This window comes from Streptomyces sp. NPDC042259 (assembly GCF_055582085.1).
In genome coordinates this window covers 116776-138687 of the sequence record NZ_JBVJDW010000003.1, presented here as the reverse complement: position 1 = coordinate 138687, position 21912 = coordinate 116776, and the positions used below count along the sequence as shown (strand labels likewise).

Below are 21912 nucleotides of genomic sequence, written 5' to 3'. Positions count from 1 at the left end.
CGGTCTTGAATCGAGGCATGGCGAGACCCCCGGCGGCGCCCTCCGCCGCTCAGTCCAGCAGCGACAGCGCCTGCGCGGCGGCGTCCCGCAGCAGGCCGGCCCCGGCGTCGACCTTGCCGACCACCCGCATGCCCTGCATGAGAACCAGCAGCATCCGCGCGAGCGCGACCGGATCCCGGTCGGCGGCCAGTTCCCCCTGGGCCCTGGCCCGCATCAGCGCCGACGTCAGTGCCGCCTCCACGCTGTGCCAGCTCTGCTCGACCCGCCGGGCCGCGTCGGGATCGTGCGATCCCAGCTCCACGGCCGTATTGGTGACGAAACAGCCCCGCCGCCCCACATCGTGGGCGGCTTCCTCCGCGAACCGGTCGATCAGCCCCCGCACGGCGGGCAGGGCCGGGCCCGGCTGGGACAGCTCCTCCAGGACGCGCGGGCTGTGCTGCTCCGCGTACCGGTCGAGGGCCTTGGTGTACAGCTCGTGCTTGCTGCCGAACGTGGCGTACAGGCTCGCCCGGGCGATGCCGAGATGTGCCACGAGGTCCGCCATCGACGTCGCCTCGTAACCGCGCCGCCAGAACAGCTCCAGAGCTGACTGCAGGGCGGCGTCCGGATCGAATTCCTTGGTCCTGGCCACAGGAGTGACTCTAGGAGAATCGAGAACGATCAGTCAAGAAAAGAACAGTAGAGAAAATGTGGGGCGGCCCGTCGAGTACGGGTCTCGTACTCGACGGGCCGCCGTCTGGTGCGCGCGGTGGATCGCCAGGGTCTCAGTGGGCGTCCAGGCTGATCGCGGGGGCGGCGGCTTGGATCACGGCACGGCCGTGGGCCACCAGCACGGTGCGCAGCCGGTCCCAGCCCTCCGCGTCGTCCGGGGCCAGTCCGCTCATCAGTCGGCGCTGCTGCTCCACGACGAAGGGCCAGGACGCGATGCCGATGAGGGTCATCAGCAGCGTCCCGGCCTCCTTCGGGGAGCCGATCCGGAGCGCCTCGCTCAGGATCTCGCTCTTGAGCGTGTAGTACGCCTCCCGCTCGGCCTCGCCGGGGATCTCCTTGTTGCCGTAGTGCAGGCCTTCCCAGGCCAGCAGGCGGATGAGGCTGTTGTCGCGGCGGTGGTAGTCGAAGACGTGCCCTACGTACTCCTCGATCCCCTCCCTCGTGGTCGGCACCGGCACCTGCTCGCTCAGATCCCGGTAGGCCTGGGCGAGCACGGCGGCGAAGAGCTGGTCCTTGTTGCCGAAGTAGGCGTAGATACGCTGCTTGTTGGCCGTCGCCTGTTCGGCGATGCGGTCCACCCGGGCTCCGGAGATGCCGTACTGGGCGAACTCGGCCCGGGCGGCTTCCAGTAGGCGAGTGGGTGTGTCGGGGGTCGTTTCCTTGCTCATGAAGCCACTCTAGAGGAACTCCAACCAACCGTATAGTTGTCGGCAACCAACTGGATGGTTAGGAAAACCAACTGGATGGTTGCGCACCTCCCGAGCATGACCTAGTGTCTTCGACATCGGCCCGGCCGACTCACCGGAAGCACTGGTGAAACACAGCACGACGCAGCACGGGGGGCGTGCCGCGACCTTCTTCGCGGCCCCATGCCGCTGTAGCCGTTCTTCGCGCTTTTTCCACCTCTCAGCGCAGCTCTCACCTTCCATGTCCACCGCCTTGACGCAGTCATGTCTCGGGGCGGTTCTCACCGAGGAGTCCGTCATGAGCCAGACCCTTCACAGCGTCGTCCTGGTCGGGGACCGTTTCATCGGTTTCGCCGTGCAGGAGAACGTGTTCACCGTCTCCCAGTTACTCGACCGCATCCGTGGCGGCTTCTACGCCCCCCAGGGCGTGCCGGTCCTGATCGAGAGCGCCCAGGGCGTGGCCGAGTCGGACGTCGTCATGATCGTCGACGAGCTGCGGCACCAGGGCCTGCAGGAGCGGGTGCAGATCAGATTGCAGCCATCCACCCTCAGCGGGGCGGGCGAGGTGCACAAACGAGTGGTGGCCAACGCGCTGATCGCCGACCTCTACCAGGTCAGCGACGTGCACTACGGCGCCGGGCTGCGACTGCACAACGACAACGAGCTGCTGCTCGACCACCAGACCGGGCAGCACGTGCAGGGCATGGTGGCCGTCGAGGCGTCCCGGCAGATGTTCCTGGCCGTCACCGAGCGCTATTACGCGGCCCAGTGGTCGCAGCGCCGCTACTACTACGTCATCGAATCCATGAACACGGACTTCGAGAACTTCCTCTTCCCGCTCTGCTCCACCATCGAATACCGCGTCACCAAGGCGCAGACCCAGGACCCCGCACGGCTGTCCTTCTCCGCCGACATCGCCATCCACCAGGCCGGCCGCCGCGCCTCCCTCACCCAGGTGGCGTTCACCGCCTTCGACGCCGAACTCATCGAGGCCAAGGAAGACCGCCGGGCACGTCAGGCCGTCGAGCACATGCTCCGGTCCCCGATGCCGGCCCTCAGCGGCGTCTGACCGCCCCGGGCCGCCGCTCGCCCGGCCGCCGCGCTTCACCCCAACCCCCTTTGTTTTCCCGTTAATTTACTTTCTTTTTCACCATGAGGAGCACCATCATGTCCGCAGCCCTGATCACCGCCGTCGAGCTGTCCGTCAAGCCCGACCAGCTCGACGCCGCCGCCGAGGCCTGGAAGGCCCACCACGCCGCCTCGGCCATCACCGGCCGCGCCCTCTTCCGCAGCCTGGAGGGCTCGACCCTGCTCGAACTCGCCCCGGTCGACGGCTGGGACGAGTTCCCGGCCCTGCGCGAGGACTGGGCGAAGCTCTGGGACACCGTCGGCCCGCTGGCCGAGGGCGACTTCCGCCGCCAGGTGCTCGGCTTCGTCGACGCGCCCAAGCCCGTCGACACCCCGCTGCCGATGACGCCCTACGTGCAGATGCGCCACATCGAGGTGCCGCCCCGCGTCCACACCGCGTACCGCGCCTGGCGCGAGGAGACCATCTACGACGTGGTCCGCACCTCCGACGAGGTCGAGGCGTTCGTCGCCTACCACTCCGTCGTGAGCACCGAGCCCGGCGTCATGTTCGTCTCCGGATTCAGCTGCGACCCCGCCGAGTACAACGCGGTCTTCACCTCCCCCCGCTACCAGGAGATCGTCCGGCAGGCCGGCGACCGCTACATCGCGGGCGGCGAGCGCGGTCTCTACACCGAGATCTACGCCCGCGTCTCCTGACTCCTGGAACCCGAGAAGGAGAAGACGATGACCCAGTCACGTACCTTCCAGCTGAGTCTCACCACCCAGGGACCGGCCTACCCGCCCAGCGAAGTGATGGACGGAAACGGTGACTTCGTCGTCATCGGCCGTATCAATCGCGACAACGGCGCGGGCGGGGTCTCCCAGGTCTGGGGATCGGCGATCGTCTCCGCCGACAGCCCGCTGCCGAAGTTCGGCGAGCACGAACCGTACGACATCGTGCGGGAACTCCCCGACCACCCGGCGCAGTTCAGCCCGGCGGACAACGAGATCGTGCTGCACACGCTGCCGCTCCCGCTGCCCTGCAACAACTACCCCATGGTGTTCGCCCCCGAGCAGTGCCCGGACGCGCACCTGGTCAACCGCCCCAGCTACCCCTTCCACGAGGTCGCCGTGCCGGACCTGCGGGCCCAGGACGGCCCCAAGGTCACCGAGCCGGTCACCCTCGGCAAGTGGGCGGAGGCCCGCGGGGAGCTGGAGGTGCGGCTGGTGGACGGCGGCACCGCCGCGGAGTTCAGCTGTGACTTCTCCGGCATGCTGCCCAACAGCCTCTACACGGTGATGTCCCTGCGGGAGCACGACCTCGACCCCGACGGGCCCACCCGGCCCGGCCCGCTGGGCGTGCCCAACGCCTTCGTCACCGACCAGGACGGCAAGGGCCGCTACCGGGCCGTACTGCCGAACCCCTTCCCGGCGCCCGGCACCGGCAACCGCATCGTGAACGTCATCGTGCTCTGGATGAGCTACCAGCAGAACTACGGCGGCGCGATCGGCTGGTTCGGCCTCGGCGGCGACATCCACGCCCAACTGAAGCTCCAGGGGCCGAGCTTCATGGAATTCCTCACCACCGCCCCACCCGCCTTGGCCCCGTGACCGGCGCCGATACACCGAAAGAGGAACCACCATGCCCATCGTCTCCGTGACGACCTGGCCGACCGACAACGACGAGCAGTGCCGCGAGCTGATGGAGGAGCTGACCGCGACCGTGCACCGGATCACCGGCGCCCCCCTCGACAAGATCACGGTCTATGTCCGGGAAGTCCCGCGCGAGCGCTGGTCCGAAGGCGGCGTGCTCGGTTCGCACCCGGAATTCGCCAAGCTCAGCCGCCGCACCGGCTGACCCTGACGGAAACGGGCCCACGGGGCCGGGCGCGACGCCCGGCCCCCGCCCCCCAGCCCCCACCCGCGGCCCCCCGGCACCCGCATCCCCACACCGAAGGTTGATGGTCATGTCCACGAACTCCACCGGCACCGCCGCAGACGACCGCATGGAACGCGGCCTGGAGACGATCCGCCGCATCGAGCGCGCCGAACGGCCCGGAGTCCTCGATGGATTCAGCGACATAGCCCCCGGATTCGGCGAGATCGTCGTCGGCTTCGCCTTCGGTGACATCTGCTCCCGCCCCGGTCTTCAGACGCCCACCCGTCAGCTCGTCACCGTCGCCGCGCTGACCACCCTGGGCAACGCCGCCCCGCAGCTCTCCTTCCACGTCCGGGGAGCGCGCAACGTCGGCTGCACCCGGCAGGACATCGTCGAGACGGTCATGCACCTCTGCCCGTACGCCGGGCTCCCCGCGACCGTCGAGGCCCTGAAGGTCGTCGCCGCCGTGTTCGAAGCCGAACCCGCACCGGCCGGGGACGAGCCCGCCGGCTCCCTCGCCGAAGACGACCGCTACGAGCGGGGCCTGCGGATGCTGAAGGCCGTCGACGGCCTCGCCGGACCGTCCGCCGACCCCCGGGGCCAGGTCACCGACCTCGCCCGCTGCCTCATCGAGTTCGCCCTCGGCGACATCTCCGACCGCGGCGGCCTCGACGCCCGCACCCGGGAAATCGTCTCCATCGCCGCCTGCACCGCCCTGGGCACCCCCCTGCGACCGCGGCTGGAAACACACCTGCGCGCCCTGGCCGAAGCCGGCGGCACCCAGGAGGAAGCCATCGAGACGGTCCTCCAGATGGCCGTGTACGCCGGCATCCCGACCGCGGTCAACGGCCTCAACGCCGTCCGCCACGTCTACCGGACCACCGCCCCGCAGCCCGCCTGAACCCCCGCCCCCACGCCTGAACCCGTACTCGCCACACCGTCACCCCCACCCGGAAGGAGAGCCCCATGGCCTCTCGTCCCTACCTCGTCTTCGCCGACGTGGACGAGACCCTCATCAACTGCAAGAGCATGTTCGACTTCTTGCGGTACCAACTGACCATCCGGTACGGCGCCGACGGTGTCGCCGACTACGAACGGCTCCACGAGGGCTTCCGGCAGGCGGCCCGCGAGGGCGTCGCCCGGGAGGACATCAACCGCGCCTACTACGCCGCCTACGAGGGCGACGCGGAGGCCACCATCACCGCCCTGGGCGAGCACTGGTTCACCGACCGCGCCGCCGCCGGTCTCTTCATCGAGGAGACCCGCCGGGCACTGGCCGGCCACCGCGCGGCGGGCGCCGAGATCGTCCTGGTCTCCGGATCGTTCCCCGCCTGCCTCGACCCCGTCGCCCGGGCGGTCGGCGCCGACCACGTGCTGTGCACCCGCCCCCTGGTCGAACAGGGCCGCTACACGGGCCGGATCCGGACGCCGATGATCGGTGCGCACAAGGCGGACGCCGTACGGGCCCTGCTCGCCACCCGGCCCGACATCGACCCGGACGACTGCTACGCGTACGGCGACCATCCGTCCGACCTGCCGATGCTCGACCTGGTCGGCCACCCCGTCGCGGTCGGCGACGACCCCGTCGTCCTGAACCACCTCGACGACCGGGCCCGCATGAGCCACCAGAACTTCTTCACCCCCCTGGAGCCACAGCGATGACCGTCTACTCACCCGCCACCGCCGCCACCGGGATCATCGGCACTGGCTCGTACCTCCCCGCCGAGATCGTGCCGAACTCCGTGGTGGCCGACCGGGCCGGGGTCACCGCGGACTGGATCGTCCAGAAGACCGGCATCCTCGAACGGCGCCACGCCGCGCCCCACGAGGCCACCTCCGATCTGGCCTACGCCGCGGCCCGGGCCGCGATGGACGACGCCGGCATCACCGAGCGGGACATCGCCTGGGTGATCGTGGCGACCTCCACCCCCGACCACCCCCAGCCCGCCACCGCCTGCCTGGTGCAGGACCGGCTCGGCGCCACCCAGGCCGCGGCCTTCGACATCAACGCCGTCTGCGCGGGCTTCGTCTTCGCCCTCCAGACCGGTGCCCAACTGCTGGCCGGCGTCGGCGAGCGGACCACCGCCAAATACGCGCTGGTCATCGGGGCGGACGTCTACTCCCGCATCCTCGACCACACCGACCGCCGCACCGCGGTGCTGTTCGGTGACGGCGCCGGAGCCGTCGTCCTCGGCCCGGCCCGCCCCGGCCACGGCATCCTCGGCACCGGCACCAGCACCGACGGCAGCCTGCACGGCCTGATCGGGGTGCAGGCGGGCGGCAGCCGCCACCCCGCCTCGGCCGGGACCCTCGCCGACGGGCAGCACTTCTTCAAGATGCGGGGCCGGGAGGTCCGCGACTTCGTCAACCAGCGGCTGCCGCTCGCCGTCCAGGGCGTACTGGACGCCCACGGCATCGACCCCGCCCACGTCAAGCACTTCATCCCGCACCAGGCCAACGGCGTCATGGTCGGCGAGGTCATTCCCCGGCTCGGACTGCCCAACGCCCAGGCCCACCTGCCCGTCGACCTGCACGCCAACACCGGCGCCGCCTCCATACCGCTCGCCCTCGACCACGCCCGCCGCGCCGGTGCCCTCGCGGACGGCGACCTGATGCTCCTCGCCGGCTTCGGCGGCGGCATGGGCGTCGGCACGGCCCTGCTCCGCTGGGACACCGAACCGCCCTGCCGCCACACGCGGCAGCCGGTGCGGGAACTCGCCGGGAGCGCCGCCTGATGACCCTCCTCGCGACCGCCCCCGCCCTCCTCGCCCCGAGCCCGCTCCTGTCGGATCCCCTGACTCCCGAGCACTTCCCCGACCACGGCTACCCCGGATACCCGGTGTACGCCCGCCGCCGGCCCGCCCCCGCGACCGCCGACCTCTGCGCGATCCCCGGCTGTGCCGTCGCCTGCTGGTCGATGGGGCTCGACACCCCCGACACCGCCCCCTGCCCGCACGGCTGGGCCACGCGCCCCGCAGCAGGCCCCGCCACCCCCGTCCCGTCCCTGGGAGACCACCAGTCATGACTGCGACCACCACCTCCTACGCCCCGGAAACCGTTCCGGGAACCGACCCGGGCAGCAAGCGCGGGGCGAGCGCCACCGGCGCCACCGACCCCGCCGGCTACTCGCCGCTGCGCGCCTGGCTGGCGGTCATCGCCCTGGCGCTGGGCACCTTCTCCTTCGTCACCACCGAGACCCTGCCCATCGGTCTGCTGCCCTCCATCGGCGCCGGCGTCGACGTCTCCGTCGGCACCGCGGGCTTCCTCGTCACCGGCTTCGCCGCCGTCGCCGCCATCACCGCGGCACCGCTGACCACCCTGTGCGGACGCATCGACCGCAAGTGGCTGCTGGCCGCGCTGCTCGTCGCCTACGTCATCGGCAACCTGCTGGCCACTGTCGCCTCCAGCTACGCCATGCTGCTCGCCGCCCGCATCGTGGTGGCCCTCGCCCACGGTGTCTTCTGGTCCATCGCCGCCGCCATCGCCGTCCGGCTCGTCCCCGAGCGGCACGCCGTCCGGGCCACCGCCATCGTCCTCGGCGGCATCTCCCTCGCCTCGGTGCTCGGCGTCCCGCTGGGCACGATGATCGGCCAGCACTCCGGCTGGCACACCGCGTTCGCCGCCGTCGCCGCCATCGGCTTCGTCGTCCTGGTCGCCGTGCTGTTCCTGCTGCCGGGCCTGCCCGCCCAGGGCAGCGGAAGCCTCGCCGCACTGCCCCGCGTGCTCCGCAACGGCCGGCTGCGCACCGCCGTCGCCGTCACCGCGCTCGTCATGATCGGCCACTTCCTCGCCTTCACCTACATCGCCCCCTACCTGGAGGACATCACCGGCATCAGCGAGGGCATGGTCGGTGTCCTGCTGCTCGTCTTCGGCGTCGCCGGATTCGCCGGCAACTTCGTCGCCGGTGCCGTCGTCGGCCGCTCGGTGCGGGCCACCCTGCTCGGCGCGCTCGGCGTCATGACCGCCTCCCTCCTCCTGCTGTGGGCCTTCGGTGACAGCAAGGCCGCCGCCGTCACCCTGCTCATCGTGTGGGGCCTCGCCTTCGCCGCCCTGCCGGTCGGCCTCCAGACCTGGGTGCTGGAACTGGCCAAGGAGGAGTCCGACGCCGCGTCGTCCCTCTACGTCGCCGCCTTCAACGGTGCCATCGCCATCGGCTCCCTGGCCGGCGGTCTGATCGTCGACTCCTCCGCCGGCCCGCGCGCCGTCACGGCCATCGCCGCCGCCCTGACCGCCTGCGCCCTGCTCACCCTGGTCCTCGCCGGCCGGGGCACCCGCGACAAGCGGAACGCCTGACACCCGCCGCCCCCGGCACCCCCTCCCGGCCAGCACCGGCAAGCAAGCAACAGCACTGACAAGGACAGGGAATTCATGTACCAGCGCACCCTCGGCGCCTCCGGCCTCCAGGTCTCCGCGATCGGCCTCGGCTGTATGGGAATGTCGGCCTACTACGGCACGAGTGACGAGGCGGCCTCCCTCGCCACCCTCCACCGCGCTCTCGACCTCGGTGTGACCTTCCTCGACACCGCCGACGCCTACGGCAACGGCCACAACGAGGAGCTGGTCGGCCGGGCTCTGAAGGGCCGCCGCGACGACGCCGTCCTGGCCACCAAGTTCGGCATCCGGGGCGTCGGGCCCCAGGGCACCTCCGGCGGGGCGACCATCGACTCCCGCCCCGAATACGCCCACCAGGCCTGCGACGCCTCGCTCGCCCGCCTCGGCGTCGACCACATCGACCTGTACTACCTGCACCGCCGCAACCCCGAGGTCCCCATCGAGGAGACCGTCGGCGCCATGGCCGAACTCGTCGCCGCGGGCAAGGTGCGCCACCTCGGACTCTCCGAGGTGAGCGCCGACACCCTGCGCCGCGCCCACGCCGTCCACCCCATCACGGCCCTCCAGAGCGAGTACTCGCTGTGGGAACGGGACCTGGAGGACGACATCGCGCCCACGGCCGCCGAGCTGGGCATCGGTCTCGTCCCGTACTCGCCGGTCGGCCGGGGCTTCCTCACCGGCGCGCTCACCTCGCTCGACCAGCTCGACGAGGACGACTACCGCCGCACCACCGACCCCCGCTTCCAGGGCGAGAACCTCACCCGCAACCTGGCCCTGGTCGAGCGGGTCCGTACCCTCGCCACCGAGATCGGCTGCACCCCCGTCCAGCTGGCCCTGGCCTGGCTGCTCTCCCGCGGCGAGCACATCGCCCCGATCCCCGGCACCCGGCGCGTCACCTACCTGGAGGAGAACGCCAAGGCCGCCGAACTCGTCCTCACCGAGGACCAGTTGCTTGCCTTGGAGGAGGCGCTGCCCGCCACCGAGGTGTCCGGTGGCCGCTACCCCGAGGCCGGACTGCGGCTGCTGAACACCTGACCCGCCATGAGCGCGACGCCACCGGCCGCCCCCGTCCGCACGGGGGCGGCCGGCGGCGTCTACGGCCGGCGGCGGTGCGCCTCCCGCAGGTACGCGGCCGTCGGGCGGTCGGCGGGCAGGAACGTCTCCATCGCCAGTTCGGAGACGGTCACGTCCATGGGGGTGTTGAACGTCGCGATCGTCGAGACGAACGACAGCACCCGGCCGTCGTGCTCGATCACCATCGGCAGCGCGAACGGCACCCCGCCCGCACCACAGGCCGCCCGCTCGGTGCCGCCCTCCGGCAGGGGATACCCGCTGACCTCGTCGTAGAGGGCACGCAGCGGCGCCGACCGCATCAGGGCCAGCTGCCGTTCCATCTGGTGCAGCAGATGGCCGCGCCACTCACGGAAGTTGCGGATGCGGGACGCCAGACCGTCCGGATGCATGGTGATCCGCATGGCGTTCAGCGGTGGTGTCAGCAGTGCCTCCGCGACGCCCTCCAGCAGCATCGCGATCCCGCGGTTGGCGGCCAGCACCTGATACGTGCCGTCCACCACCAGCGCCGGGAACGGCTCGTACGCACACAACAGCCGCTCCATGCCTTCCCGGAGGTCCGCGAGCGCCGGATCGGCCAAGGACCGTTCGGGGTAGTGCGGGGCGTAACCGGCGGCGACCAGCAGGGCGTTCCGTTCCCGGACGGGCACCTCCAGATGGTCCGCGAGGCGCAGCACCATCTCCTGGCTCGGCCGGGCACGGCCCGTCTCGATGAAGCTGATGTGGCGTGCCGAGGAGCCCGCGCGCAGGGCCAGATCCAGCTGGCTGATCCGCCGCCGGTCCCGCCACTCGCGCAGCAGCGCGCCCACCCCCGTGGTCTCTGCGACAGTCGTCATGGCCCGACCGTAACCGGTCGCCGCCGCCCGCCCGCGGCTACCCCAGGTCGAGGGCGTTGCGCAGCCCCAGCCGGTAGCGCACGTCGTCCTGCGCCTTGAGAAGTTCCAGCTCCGGCGCCCGGTACAGCGGTGTGATCACACACCGCTCGGCCCGCGAACCCGACTCCTCCAGCAGGGCGTTGACGGCGGCACGGGCCGCGGCGTTGGCGCCCTCCATGGTTGCCAGATCGATGTCGGTGGCCACGTAGTCACCGCAGAGGAAGAGGTTGGGGATCGCCGTCCGGGCATCCGGGCGGTTGTACCAGGTGCCGGTGGGGTGGATGAGGAGCTGCTCGTCGTTGGTCGGCCGGGCTCCGCCGATCTCCACGGCCGGATCGAGGAACCACGAGTGGAGCGTGGCGTCGCGAAGGACCGTACGCCCGGTGTCGTTGAGCCCCGCCTTCATCTGCGCCCACACCTCGCGGGCGACCTCCTCGCGGGTGCACTGCTTGGCCGTCTTGCCGTAGAGGATGCCGGGCTTGTCCCACTCGGAGACGTCCGCCGACAGACAGTCCACGGCCGCGCCGTCACCGTAATCGGCCCCGAAGTCGCGCCCGGACCAGTACTGCGCCTGTCCCACCGAGGTGATCGACCAGGGAGAGTCGATGTGGTTGACGTGACCGTGGATGACGGGTGTCGGCTCGGTCAGATAGAACTGGATGCCCGTCATCCAGTCCGTCCGGAGTTCGTCGCAGCGTGCCAGCCGCGGGTCGGCGGCCCGCACCGCCGCGTTCCAGGTCGTGCGGGCGTGCTCGACCGGCATCGCCGAGACGAAGTGGTCGGCGGTCACCGACCGACGGGCGCCGGACGGGTCCTGGACGACGGCCTCGGTGATCCGGCCGCCGTCGATGCGCAGGTCCCGGACCGCCCAGCCGACGTGGAACGTCACCCCCAGCGACCGCAGATGCCGCACCCACGGGTCGATCCACGCCTCGTTGGTGGGCGCGTCGAGGACCCGGTCCGGCTGGCCGTCCGCGCCGCGGCCCAGCGCGTTGTAGAGGAACGCCTCGATACAGGTCGAGACCGTCTTGGTGCTGGCCACCTCCGCCTTCGTCGCCACGATGTTGCGGGTGATGCCGATGGCCAGCAGCCGCTGGTAGTTGGGCGACATCCGGGCGGCCCGGATGAACTCCCACCACGGCACCTTCTCCCAGGCGCCGACCCGCCGCCGCTCGCAACTGGTGAACCAGACGAGCAGTCGGCCGACGAAGTACAGGACCTCCTGCGGCGGGATGTTCCCGAAGGCGTCGAAGAAGCCGGTCAGCGCGCGGCGCAGGGCGTCCGGGGTGAGCAGCGGGGGAGGGGTGCCGACGCTGCCGAACGGGATACGGACGTCCTCGTGGCCGATGCGGGCCAGCATCACCTCGCTGGAGGCCACGAGGTTGCCGTGACAGCCGTTCGCGTTGCCGGGGAAGGGAATGCGGCGCAGGGTGTCGGGTAGGTTCCGGTAGAAGCCGGGGAAGAACCGGAATCCGTGCTCGCCGGGCAGCGGCTTGCGGCCGCCCTTCGCGCTGCCGGGTACGTCCATGCTGCGTGCCTTGCCGCCCGGTGCCTTCTTCTCGTACACCGTCACCTCGAAGCCGCGCTCGGCGAGTTCGTGAGCGGCCGTCAGACCGGCCACGCCGCCGCCCAGCACGGCGACGCTCCGGCCACCGGCCGCGCGCCCGGGCCCGCGCCGGGTGGCGGCGGCCGCCCGGCTGCCGAGCACGGCCGGCCCGGCCGTCGCGGCGACGGCCGCGGCCCCGCCGATGAAGCCTCTGCGTGTGCTGCCCTGACCGCCCATGAATCCGCCCCTACCGCCGGTAACATGCCTCGTCCGGCGCAGGAGCATAGAAGCGCCACCTGTATCCCGGAAGGGTGCATACGACTCGTCGCGCGCCCCCCGGCACATTGACGTGAAAGCGCCCCCGTCGCGTGGGACGCTTGGTCCACCGGTACCCGCGATGAAGGGGATGCGCCCATGGCAGTCGAACCGCTCTCGCAGAAGGACGTGGAGGACCGCCTCCAGGAACTCCCCGGCTGGACCACGGACGGCGATCGGATCAGCCGTACGTACTCCTTCGAGGGGCACTTCGCGGCGGCGGCGATGGTCGTCCACATCGCCGCGATCCAGGAGGAGCTGGGCCACCACTCCGAGCTGACGCTCGGTTACAACACGGTCTCTTTGACGGTGAACACGCACAGCGCGGGAGGCAAGGTCACCGGCCTCGACGTGGAACTGGCCCGCCGGGTTGAAGCGGTGGCCGGGCCACACGGGTGCCGCTGACGCGGGTCTTGCCGTCTGCGGCGGCGGTCTTTTGCCTGCGGCCGTCTTGGCCGCCTGCGGCGGCTGAGCGCCCTGCGGGCGCGTCCTCAATCGCCGGACGGGCTGGTTGTGGCTGGGCTTGGCTGCCACGCCCAGCCACAACCAGCCCGTCCGGCGATTGAGGACACAGCACAGCAGCCCGTCCGGCGATTGAGGACGGCCGCCGCGCAGCGGTGGGTCAATCCAGGCCACGGGCCCGGCGGAAGCGGGTCAGGGCGTCTGTGAGGTCGACGATGGGGTCGGGGTAGGCGAAGCGGGCCCGTTCCGCGGCCGGCAGGCGCCAGGGGTGGTGGACGGCGGGGCCCCGCAGCTCCGCCAGTTCCGGCACCCAGCGCCGTACGTACTCACCCGCCGGGTCGAACCGTTTCGCCTGGGCCAGGGGGCTGAGGACCCGGTTGGGGCGGGTGTCGCTGCCGGTGCCCGCCACCCACTGCCAGTTCAGCTGGTTGTTCGCGATGTCGCCGTCCACCAGCAGGTCCAGGAAGTGCCGGGCCCCCGCCCGCCAGTCGTGGTACAGCGTCTTGGTGAGGAAACTCGCCGCCAGCATCCGGGCCCGGTTGTGCATCCAGCCCTCGTGCGCGAGCTGCCGCATCGCCGCGTCGACCACCGGGTACCCCGTACGGCCCTCCCGCCACGCGGCCAGCTCCTCGGGGTCCGTGCGCCAGTGGTCGTGCCGGGTGCGGTAGTCGTGCCGGGCGGCGCCCGGGCGGGCCGCGAGCAACTGGTGGTGGAAGTCCCGCCACGCCAGCTGGCGCACGAACGCGTCGGCGCCCTCGCCGTCCGTCTGCCGGATCCGGGTGACCAGCTCGACCGGTGACAGACAGCCGAAGTGCAGATAGGGGGAGAGCCGGGAGGTCGCGTCCCCGGGCAGGTCGTCGTGCCGGTCGGCGTAGGCCGCCAGACCGGCACGCCGCCACGCGTCGAAGCGGCGGCGTCCCGCCCGCTCACCGCCCTCCGGCAGTGCCGGGGACGGCTCGCCCGGGGCGAGGGAAGCGGCCCGCGGCAGGGGCTCCGAGCGCACCTCGGGCACCGGGACCCGGCGCGGCGCGGCGACCACGGGCCGCAGCGCCTCGGCCGACCAGCGCCGGAAGTAGGGGGTGAAGACCGCGTAGTGATCCCGGTCCGTCGGCAGCACCGCGCCCGGCGGCACCGCCGTGACCACCGCGTCGTGCACCCGCAGCCGGCGCCCGTCCGCCGTCAGCGCGGCCCGCAGCCGCTCCTCGCGGTGCAGGGCGAAGCCACTGACGCCACCCGCGAGATGCACTTCCCCGGCGCCCGTCTCCGCGGCCACCCGGCAGGTCTCCTCGACCACGTCACCCCGGCGGACCACCAGCCGGCCGCCGCGCTCGCGCAGTGCCCCGTCGAGGTCGGCGAGGCAGTCCGCCAGGAAGGCGGCCCGGTTGGGCACGGCGAAACCCGCGGCCGCCACCCCGGTGTCGACGACGAACAACGGCACCACCTCGCGGGCCGCGCGCAGCGCGCCGGCGAGCACGGGGTTGTCCCGCAGCCGCAGGTCCGAGGTGAACAGGGCGATGGATGCGTCCATCCCCCGATTGTGGGCGCCGCGCGCCCCGCCGTCCGGCAGGGCGCGCGGCGCCGTCACCACTCTCGCTCAGCTGAAGTCGAACTCGTCCGGGTCCGGGCCGAGGCGCGTGCCGTTGTCGAGCCCGGCGATCGCGGTGAGGTCCTCGTCGTCCAGCTCGAAGCCGAAGACGTCGAAGTTCTCCGCGATCCGCGACGGGGTCACCGACTTGGGAATGACCACGTTGCCGAGCTGGAGGTGCCAGCGCAGCACGACCTGCGCGGCGGTCTTGCCGTGCTTGGCGGCGATCCGGCCGATGGTCGGGTCGTCGAGGAGGTCCTTGCCCTGGCCCAGCGGCGACCAGGCCTCGGTGGCGATGCCGTGCCGCGCGTGCAGGGCCCGCAGCTGTGCCTGCTGGAAGTTGGGGTGCAGCTCGATCTGGTTGACCGCGGGGACGAGGGACGTCTCGGCGATCACCCGCTCCAGGTGCGCGGGCTGGAAGTTCGACACGCCGACGGCCTTTGCGCGCCCGCTCTCGGCGATCTCCGCGAAGGTGCGCACGATGGTCAGGTAGTCGTCGCGCACGGCCCGGGGCCAGTGGATGAGGTAAAGGTCCACATAGTCCAGTCCGAGCTTCTCCAGAGAGGCGTCGAACTCGCGCAGCACGCTCTCGCGCGTCCACGTCTCGGACGCGCTGTTCCACAGCTTGGTGGTGACGAACAGCTCGTCACGGGCGATGCCCGAGGCGGCGAGTGCCTTTCCCGTACCCACCTCGTTCTCGTAGATCGCGGCGGTGTCGATGCTGCGGTAGCCGGCGGCCAGGGCCTCGGAGACGGCGGCCGTGGCCTCGTCGTCCGGTACCTGCCACACGCCGAAGCCCAGCTGGGGCATCTCGACGCCGTTGTTGAGGGTGATGGAAGGGACCTTGCTCACGAGCAATCGATCCTTACGTCGGGGGTGCTTACCTCATGGTCAACCGGCACCTGCCCGATCGCATTCCCATTACACCCATCTCATTTGCCCGTCCCTGAGCATCCCCTCAGGCGCTCTCTCAGGCGCGGTACAGCGCCTCCACCTCCCGGGCGTAGGCCTTCTCGATGGCCCTCCGCTTGAGCTTCAGCGAGGGGGTCAGCAGCCCGCGTTCCTCGGTGAACCGGGCGCCCAGTATCCGGAACGCCCGGATCGACTCGGACTGCGAGACCAGGGTGTTGGCGGCCACCACCGCCCGCCGGACCTCGGCCTCCAGTTCCGGGTCGCGCACCAGGTCGCCCGGCGGCGACACCGGCTTCCCGCGGATGGCCAGCCAGTGCGCCACCGCGTCCGGATCGAGGGTGACGAGAGCGGCCAGATAGGGCCGGTCGTTGCCGACGACCACGCACCGGTCGACCAGCGGATGCGATCGCACCCGCTCCTCCAGCGGGAGCGGCGACACGCTGCGCCCACTGGACGTCACCAGGATCTCCTTCTTCCGCCCGGTGATCGTCAGATAGCCGTCCGCGTCCAGCTCGCCCACGTCGCCGGTGGCGAGCCAGCCGCCGCGCAGTACGGCGTCGGTGGCCCTGCGGTCACCGAGGTAGCCGGTGAAGACCTGCCCGCCGCGCAGCCAGATCTCCCCGTCCTCCGCGATGTGCACGGTCGTCCCCGGCACGGGCACGCCCACCGTCCCGAACCGGGTCCGCTCGGGCGGGTTGGCGGTCGCGGCCCCGGTCGTCTCGGTCAGCCCGTACCCCTCGAAGACCGTGATGCCCGCGCCAGCGAAGAACAGCCCCAAACGGCGCTCCATCGCGGAGCCGCCCGACATGGCGTGCCGCACCCGGCCGCCCAGCGTGTCGCGCACCTTGGCGTAGACGAGCCGGTCGTAGAGCTGATGCTGCACGCGCAGCCCGGCGGACGGGCCCGGCCCGGTGCCGAACGCCTTGTGCTCCAGCGCCTGCGCGTACCGCACCGCCACATCGACGGCCTTGTCGAACGGCCCGGCCTTGCCGTCCTTCTCCGCGGCCCGCCGGGCGGCGGCGAAGACGTTCTCGAAGACGGAGGGGACGGCGAGGACGAACGTGGGGCGGAAGGCCCGCAGATCGGGCAGCAGCGCGGCGGCCGTCGCCTGCGGCTGGTGGCCCAGCTTGACCCGGCCGCGGACCGCCGCGACCTGCACCATCCGCCCGAAGACATGGGCGAGCGGCAGGAACAGCAGGGTGGCCGCCTCGTCGCCCGGCCGGGAGTGGAAGACCCCCTCGTAGCGCCGGACGATGTTGTCGGCCTCGGCCATGAAATTGGCGTGGGTCAGGACACAGCCCTTCGGCCGCCCGGTGGTGCCCGAGGTGTAGATGACCGTCGCCGGCGTCGCGGGGGTGAGGGCCATGCGGTGACGGTGGACCATCTCGTCGTCGATCCGCTCCCCGGCCGCGCCCAGCTCCTCCACGGCCCCCGCGTCCACCTGCCACAGCCGGGTGAGGTGCGGAAGCCGGTCGACGACCGAGCCGACGGTCATCGCGTGGTCCTCGTGCTCGACGACGCAGGCGGTGACGCCCGCGTCGTGCAGCATCCAGAAGACCTGCTCGGCGGAGGAGGTGGCGTACAACGGGACGGGCTGGGCGCCGATCGTCCACAGCGCGAAGTCGAAGAGCGTCCACTCGTAGCGGGTACGGGACATGATGGCGACCCGGTCGCCGAACCGGACGCCCCGCGCCAGCAGCCCCTTCGCCAGCGCCATGACCTCGTCGCGGAAGACGGCCGCGGTCACGTCGTGCCACCGTCCGTCCGTGCTGCGGCCGAGGGCGACCCGCTCGGGGTCCTCCTCGGCGTGGGCGAACACGACGTCCGCCAGTCCTCCGACGTGGGGCGCCGTCGCCAGCGGTGGGACGGTGAACTCGCGCAACTGCTCGCTCCTTGTGACGCTCCGCACAGCGCCGTGACCGTACCCGGTCGGGTACCGGCCCGAACCCCTTTCCTACCGCGTGATGCCCGGAGCCCGCCCGGATCCGCACGGAATCTCCGCGCCGGGCGCACCGGCGCTCCGCGCGCGGTACAGGGGCTCTCCCCACCGTCGTGAGCCCGGACGCGTTCTAGAAGGGCCGCAGGACCACCTTGCCCTGGTTGGCACGGGACTCGATGATCGTGTGTGCCGTGGCCGCCTCCTCCAGCGGCAGTTCGATGTGGACGCGCGGTCGCAGCCGTCCGGCGGTGAACAGCTCCCACAGCTCCTGCCGCCACCGCTCCATCAGCGCGGGACGGTGGCGGGCGATGAGCGCCATCTGGAAGCCGATGGCGGACTTGGCGCCCACCAGCAGGTCGTACGCCTCGACGGTCCCGCCGCCGGAGCCGTACGCCACCAGCCGGCCGCCGGGGGCGAGCGAGGCGACGGCGGGGGAGAGCAGCTCGCCGCCGACCGCGTCCAGCACGATGTCCACGGGCGCGAAGGGGGCGGTGGCCGCCCCGGCCGCGCCGCGTGCGGGGAGTTCGTCGTAGGTCACGACCTCGTCCGCCCCCAGCGACCGTACGAAGTCCGCCTTGGCGGCCGAACCGACGGCGGCCACGACGCGGCCGGCGCCACGTGTCCGGGCGAGCTGTACGGCGAGCTGACCGGCACCGCTCGCGGCCGCCGTCACCAGCACCGATTCGCCCTCGACGGGCCGGGCGGCCTCGTAGGCGCCGAGGGCGACGAGCCCGCAGCGGACGAGCGCGACCGCGTCGGTGGCGCTCGCGCCCGGGGGGACGGGGGAGGCCATGGCCGTGTGCAGGAGGGAGTAGTCGGCGTAGCCGTCACCGAAACACAGGCCCGTGACGCGCTCGCCGACCGCGAACCCCGTCACCTCCGGGCCGACGGCGACGATCTCCCCGGCGACCTCGCCGCCCAGGCTCGCGGGCAGCGGCAGGCCGCCGTCGCGCACCTTGCGGACCACCGGCAGGGTGACGCCGATCGCCTCGGTGCGCAGCAGCAGTTCGCCGGGGCCCGGGCGCGGTACGTCGGTCTCCTCGACGCGCAGTACCTCCGGGCCGCCGTTCTCGTGATACCGGACGCGACGCATGCGTTCCCCCACTTCACCGATGTCGTTGGTGGTCCCAACGGTAGCCCAATTCATGGGAGAGTCCAACGATTATTCGTGGGGGAGGCCAACGTTTTCTGGATAGGCTGCCGCCATGACGGAGAACGAGCCCGCCCTCACCCGGATCCGCTCCCTGCCCAGCTGGCTGCTGGGCCGCGCCTCCGCGCGCGGCCGCCGCCTCGTGAGCGAGGCGCTGGCCCATGAGGGCATGCGGATGCCGCATCACGCGGTACTGTCCGCCGTCGCGGAACTCGGCCCGGTCGCCCAGGCCGAACTCGGCCGCACCACCGGGTTCGACCCCAAGGACATGGTCGGCATCCTCAACGACCTCCAGGCCGAAGCGCTCGTCACCCGCACCCCGGATCCCGGCGACCGCCGCAAGAACGCCATCACCATCACCCCCGAGGGCCGCCGCCGCCTTGCGCTGCTCGCGAAGCTGGTCGACGAGGCGAACGAGACGTTGCTCGCGGCGCTGGATCCTGCGGAGCGGGAGCGGTTCTTGGCCCTGCTGAGGCGGGTGGCCGAGGGGTGAACACGGGCCGGTTTTGGCCGCCTTTCGCCTGGCCGGCGGTTCTTCGGCTGCGGGCCGGTGGTGCCGCCTGCGGCGGCGAGCGCCCTGCGGGCGCGTCCTCAATCGCCGGACGGGCTGGATATGGCTGGGCCCAGCCGAACCAGCCCGAGTGGGCTGATGGAAATGGCCCCTCAGCAAACCAGCCCGAACGGGCTGATCGGAACGGGCCCAGCCAAACAGCCCGGACCGGCTGATGGAGATGGCCTCAGCCAATCCAATTCGGACCGGCTGATGGGGACGGGGCCAGCCAAATCCAGCCCGTCCGGCGATTGAGGACACCGCCGCGCAGCGGTGGTGCGAGGCCAAGGGCCCGCAGCGGCCCACCCGAGCCCGTCCGGCGATTGAGGACAACGACCACACAGCGGTGGTGCGGAGCGAAGGGCCCGCAGCGGCCCACCCCAGCCCGTCCGGCGATTGAGGACAGAGCACAGCAGTCCGTCCGGCGCAGCGGCAGGCGGAGCCAAGCGCTCGGCCCATTCCTCGAAAGCGCGGACGAGAACCCCTCGCATCTGGTGGGATGTCACTGCGCACGGAACGGGCCGCGCACGGGGGCGAGAGAGACATGGGTCGGGACTTCGGGGATCTCCTCGGGCTGCCACAAGCCCTGCCGGACATGCCGCTCTCCCCGCTCGTGCCCCGCTGGAGCGAACTCCGCGCCGTCGAACGGGCGGCGGGCCTCCGCCACGCCGCCGACGCGCTCCTGCCCCCCGATGCGCACTTCCTGATCCTGGACGGGCTGCGCGTCCCCGGCCGCGGCGGCCGGCACCGGCACGTCGACCGCGCCCTCCTGGCCGAGATCCGCGACGCGCGGCTGCGCGCGGGCGCCCCGCAGGAGCTGCGGTCCCTCTTCGCCCGCTACGACGCCGCCCTCGCCGAACACCCCATGGGACTGCGCCGTGTCGTCCTGTACCAGCTCCTCCAGCTGTTGCGCGACGCCCCGCGCGGACCGAGCCCCGAGGCGGCGACGGCCCTGGGCGTGCACCCCGCGGAAGCCGCGGCCCTCGCCCACGCCGCCCGCCGCGCGGCGCGGCCCGGGGCCGCCGCCCGCGCGGCGGCCGAGACCCTGATCGACGTCTGGGGTGCCGGGCACACCCGGCGGGCCCACGCCCTCACCCGGCGGTTGCCCGCCGCGGCACCCGCCCCGGCGGGCGACCAACGCCTCGCCCACCTCGTCACCCGCATCGCGTCCCGGGCCCGCCGCACCGACGCCCTGCTCGGGGAGGCCCGCGCCCTGGAACGCCGTTCGGCCACGGAGTCGGCGGCCGACCACTACCTGTACGCCCTGCGCACCGCCGAGGACGACACCGACGCCCTCCACGGCCTCCTGCGCACCTGCCCGCCCACCGGTCTGCGCACCGAGGTCCGCCGGGACGGCGTACGGCTGCGATGGCCCGCGGGCCCGGCCGGCCGCACCTGGCGGCTCCTGCGCGGCGTGGCGGGGAGCGACGAGTGGACGGAGGTGGGCCCCGCCCCCGTGCCCGTCACCGGCGGAGCCGATGACGGTGACACCGTCGATCCGGCCGCGCCGCTCGGCGAGCGCGTCCGTTACGCCGCCCTCCCGCTCGACGGCGGCCGGGTCGCGGGAAGACCGCTCGTGGGCGCCGAGGTCCTCGTCGCCCACGAGGTGTGGGACGTCACGCTGACCGACGGCCGCGGCCGCGTCGACGCCCGGTGGCGGACCCCGCCGGGCGCCCACCGGGTCACCGCCGTACGGACCGGCCCGGGCCCCGCGGCCACGGACGTGCCCATCGGCCCACACGGGTTCACCGACGAGGGACTGCCGCCCGGCGAACACCACTACCTGATCCAATGCGTCTACCGCACGGCCGCGGGCCGCGAGGCCCGTTCCGAAGGCGTCGCCGCCCACCGCACCGTCCACCCCTGGCCCGACCCCGTGACCGCCCTGACCGTGAAACCGGGCACGGCCCCCGGCGTCGTCAGCGTCGACTGGACCGGCGGCACCCGTGGCCGGGTGCGGCTCCTCGACTGGCCCGGACCGCCGCCCACCCCCGGTACGGACCTGGCCACCCCCGCCGCCGACCTGCCGCCCGAGCTGGACTGGCTCCCCTGCGGGGCACCCCGGGCCGGCGGCGCCGACTACCGCCCGCCCACCGGCCTTGCCACCCGCGTCACCGCCGTCACGGTCCTCGGAGACCGGGCCGTCGCGGGCCCCGGTGTGCGCGTCGAGGTACCCGAGGGCATACCCGGCCTCACCGCCCGCCGCGTCGAACCCACCCGCGTCCGGCTGACCTTCGACTGGCCGCGCGCCACCGACCGCGTCCGCGTCCAGTGGTGGCAGACCGGCCGGGCGCACGAGCGGCGGCTGACCCGGAGCACCTACCTCCGCGAGGGCCTGCACCTCGACATCACCCGCGCGCCCGCCCGCTTCCGCGTCGAACCCCTCGCCACCGCCGACGCGGACGTCGTCCTGCCGCCCGCCGCCGCCGAGACCGCCCTCCCCGCCGACGTGGCCGTCAGCTACGCGCTCGACCGCCTCGGCCTCCTCGCCGGCCGGCGCCGTCGCGTCACCGTACGGGCCGCCACCGCCGAACCGTCCGGCGACACCCGCGAAGAACCCCCGGAACTCCCCGGGTTCGTCCTCGTCGCCCGCCCGGCGGACACCCCCCGGCGGGCACCCGCCCCGCCCCGCACGGTAGGCGACGGCATACCCGTACTGCGCCTGACCGGTGCGGAGTTGCGGGCCGGGACCGTGCGGCGCGACATCGACGCCGCCGTGGCCGACGCGGGGGTCCGCCGCCCCTATACTCTGCGAGCCTTCCTGACCGGGCCGCACGCCGACACCGTCCGACTCGAAGAACCCCCGCACAACGACCTGGTGGTGCGCTGAC

General features: G+C 72.4%; 21 protein-coding genes. 13 read left to right on the top strand and 8 right to left on the bottom strand.

What is annotated here, in order from left to right:
• Positions 1-49: 49 nt before the first annotated feature.
• Together ACZ6MA_RS09695 and ACZ6MA_RS09690 are read right to left on the bottom strand one after the other, a co-directional pair.
• Entirely contained in the window at positions 50-631 is a 582-nt protein-coding gene (locus ACZ6MA_RS09695; protein WP_469432472.1) for a TetR/AcrR family transcriptional regulator, read from the bottom strand.
• 133 nt (positions 632-764) lie between these two features.
• On the bottom strand, positions 765-1379 hold the full coding sequence (locus ACZ6MA_RS09690) for a TetR/AcrR family transcriptional regulator (protein WP_469432470.1): 615 nt from the start codon (positions 1377-1379) through the stop codon (positions 765-767).
• Between the two features lie 316 nt (positions 1380-1695).
• Here ACZ6MA_RS09690 and ACZ6MA_RS09685 point away from each other — a divergent pair, with 316 nt between their 5' ends.
• From ACZ6MA_RS09685 to ACZ6MA_RS09640, 10 genes are all read left to right on the top strand, one after another.
• On the top strand, positions 1696-2466 hold the full coding sequence (locus ACZ6MA_RS09685; protein ID WP_469432468.1) for an AfsA-related hotdog domain-containing protein: 771 nt from the start codon (positions 1696-1698) through the stop codon (positions 2464-2466).
• A 98-nt stretch (positions 2467-2564) separates the two neighbouring features.
• Positions 2565-3182 carry a hypothetical protein gene (locus tag ACZ6MA_RS09680; RefSeq protein ID WP_469432467.1) on the top strand — a complete coding sequence of 206 codons (618 nt, stop codon included), beginning with the start codon at positions 2565-2567 and terminating at the stop codon, positions 3180-3182.
• Positions 3183-3209: 27 nt separating this feature from the next.
• Positions 3210-4076, top strand: coding sequence for a hypothetical protein (locus tag ACZ6MA_RS09675; RefSeq protein ID WP_469432465.1), 867 nt, complete (start codon positions 3210-3212; stop codon positions 4074-4076).
• A gap of 31 nt (positions 4077-4107) precedes the next feature.
• A complete protein-coding gene (locus tag ACZ6MA_RS09670; RefSeq protein WP_469432464.1) occupies positions 4108-4323 on the top strand; it encodes a tautomerase family protein in 216 nt (71 codons plus the stop codon).
• A gap of 109 nt (positions 4324-4432) precedes the next feature.
• The gene (locus ACZ6MA_RS09665; protein ID WP_469432462.1) at positions 4433-5245 is read left to right on the top strand and encodes a carboxymuconolactone decarboxylase family protein; all 813 of its coding nucleotides are present in this window, start codon (positions 4433-4435) and stop codon (positions 5243-5245) included.
• A 65-nt stretch (positions 5246-5310) separates the two neighbouring features.
• Positions 5311-6006 carry an HAD family hydrolase gene (locus tag ACZ6MA_RS09660; protein WP_469432461.1) on the top strand — a complete coding sequence of 232 codons (696 nt, stop codon included), beginning with the start codon at positions 5311-5313 and terminating at the stop codon, positions 6004-6006.
• Positions 6003-7079 carry a 3-oxoacyl-ACP synthase III family protein gene (locus ACZ6MA_RS09655; RefSeq protein WP_469432459.1) on the top strand — a complete coding sequence of 359 codons (1077 nt, stop codon included), beginning with the start codon at positions 6003-6005 and terminating at the stop codon, positions 7077-7079. Before ACZ6MA_RS09660 ends, ACZ6MA_RS09655 begins: the two co-directional genes overlap by 4 nt.
• Positions 7079-7369 (top strand): hypothetical protein, encoded by a 291-nt coding sequence (locus ACZ6MA_RS09650; protein ID WP_469432457.1) that lies wholly within the window; start codon positions 7079-7081, stop codon positions 7367-7369. The genes ACZ6MA_RS09655 and ACZ6MA_RS09650 overlap by 1 nt, the downstream gene beginning before the upstream one ends.
• Positions 7366-8637 (top strand): MFS transporter, encoded by a 1272-nt coding sequence (locus tag ACZ6MA_RS09645; RefSeq protein WP_469432455.1) that lies wholly within the window; start codon positions 7366-7368, stop codon positions 8635-8637. Before ACZ6MA_RS09650 ends, ACZ6MA_RS09645 begins: the two co-directional genes overlap by 4 nt.
• A 75-nt stretch (positions 8638-8712) precedes the next feature.
• A complete protein-coding gene (locus tag ACZ6MA_RS09640; protein WP_469432454.1) occupies positions 8713-9711 on the top strand; it encodes an aldo/keto reductase in 999 nt (332 codons plus the stop codon).
• A 59-nt stretch (positions 9712-9770) separates the two neighbouring features.
• Here the strand turns inward: ACZ6MA_RS09640 and ACZ6MA_RS09635 are convergent, their stop codons facing one another.
• The gene (locus ACZ6MA_RS09635; RefSeq protein WP_469432452.1) at positions 9771-10583 is read right to left on the bottom strand and encodes a helix-turn-helix domain-containing protein; all 813 of its coding nucleotides are present in this window, start codon (positions 10581-10583) and stop codon (positions 9771-9773) included.
• Positions 10584-10620: 37 nt separating this feature from the next.
• Positions 10621-12405, bottom strand: coding sequence for a hydroxysqualene dehydroxylase (locus tag ACZ6MA_RS09630; protein ID WP_469432450.1), 1785 nt, complete (start codon positions 12403-12405; stop codon positions 10621-10623).
• 177 nt (positions 12406-12582) lie between these two features.
• Between ACZ6MA_RS09630 and ACZ6MA_RS09625 the strand changes: the two genes are divergently transcribed.
• Positions 12583-12888: a 4a-hydroxytetrahydrobiopterin dehydratase gene (locus tag ACZ6MA_RS09625; protein WP_469432449.1), complete on the top strand. Its 306-nt coding sequence runs from the start codon at positions 12583-12585 to the stop codon at positions 12886-12888.
• A 217-nt stretch (positions 12889-13105) separates the two neighbouring features.
• Here the strand turns inward: ACZ6MA_RS09625 and ACZ6MA_RS09620 are convergent, their stop codons facing one another.
• From ACZ6MA_RS09620 to ACZ6MA_RS09605, 4 genes are all read right to left on the bottom strand, one after another.
• Positions 13106-14473: a cryptochrome/photolyase family protein gene (locus ACZ6MA_RS09620; protein WP_469432447.1), complete on the bottom strand. Its 1368-nt coding sequence runs from the start codon at positions 14471-14473 to the stop codon at positions 13106-13108.
• A gap of 66 nt (positions 14474-14539) precedes the next feature.
• Positions 14540-15382 (bottom strand): aldo/keto reductase, encoded by an 843-nt coding sequence (locus ACZ6MA_RS09615; RefSeq protein WP_469432445.1) that lies wholly within the window; start codon positions 15380-15382, stop codon positions 14540-14542.
• Between the two features lie 118 nt (positions 15383-15500).
• Positions 15501-17324 carry an AMP-dependent synthetase/ligase gene (locus ACZ6MA_RS09610; protein WP_469432443.1) on the bottom strand — a complete coding sequence of 608 codons (1824 nt, stop codon included), beginning with the start codon at positions 17322-17324 and terminating at the stop codon, positions 15501-15503.
• 187 nt (positions 17325-17511) lie between these two features.
• Positions 17512-18474 (bottom strand): quinone oxidoreductase family protein, encoded by a 963-nt coding sequence (locus ACZ6MA_RS09605; protein WP_469432441.1) that lies wholly within the window; start codon positions 18472-18474, stop codon positions 17512-17514.
• 112 nt (positions 18475-18586) lie between these two features.
• On the opposite strand from ACZ6MA_RS09605, the gene ACZ6MA_RS09600 reads away from it, so the two are divergent.
• Together ACZ6MA_RS09600 and ACZ6MA_RS09595 are read left to right on the top strand one after the other, a co-directional pair.
• Positions 18587-19024, top strand: coding sequence for a MarR family winged helix-turn-helix transcriptional regulator (locus ACZ6MA_RS09600; RefSeq protein ID WP_469432440.1), 438 nt, complete (start codon positions 18587-18589; stop codon positions 19022-19024).
• A gap of 556 nt (positions 19025-19580) precedes the next feature.
• Positions 19581-21911 carry a hypothetical protein gene (locus tag ACZ6MA_RS09595; protein ID WP_469432438.1) on the top strand — a complete coding sequence of 777 codons (2331 nt, stop codon included), beginning with the start codon at positions 19581-19583 and terminating at the stop codon, positions 21909-21911.
• Position 21912 lies beyond the last annotated feature (1 nt).